Genomic DNA, 537 nt, shown 5'->3' on the forward strand with positions numbered 1-537 from the left:
TGATTTCATCGATACAGCGGATCATGCCCAGTTCCAGACTCCGGCAGGAGGCAGCGTTGGGGATGCGGTTGTCCAGACGCATCAGATCCACCGTCCAGCCGCCTATGTCTGCCACAATGACGGACGGCTCGTCCAGCAGCTCCGTCTGGGTCAGGACGGCAGCATAGCCCTGTGGAAACAGGGACACCTCTTGGATGGTGATGGTATAGTCCTGCCCCTCATAGCGGAAAGGAATGGCGCTCCCATCCCGGTACAGATACGAACGGAAGGACTTCTTGTCCCGGCCAAAACTGGTCAGGGGCAGGCCCGCCGCCAGGTGGATGCTGGCGGTGTGCTCCGCACCCCGGTGCTCCAGCTCCTTGGCGATGGCTGCCAGGGTAAGCAGATAGTAGTCCTCAGTCTGAGTCTTATCTCTCTGGAGGGGCTGACGACCGCTGCCCACCACATAGTATCTGCCGCCGTATTCCAGCACATCTTTCTGGGTGTACGGCTCATGTTCATATTCCACCAATCCGGTGGGGAACGAAAAGTGTACAG

Annotated in this window: 1 protein-coding gene; it reads right to left on the bottom strand. The window is 58.8% G+C overall.

Going from position 1 to position 537, the window contains the following annotated elements:
• The coding region (locus B5F88_RS20070; RefSeq protein WP_140402252.1) for a ParM/StbA family protein at positions 1–537 on the bottom strand (537 nt) is incomplete at both ends.

This window comes from Flavonifractor sp. An306, from assembly GCF_002159455.1.
Lineage (GTDB): Bacteria > Bacillota > Clostridia > Oscillospirales > Oscillospiraceae > Flavonifractor.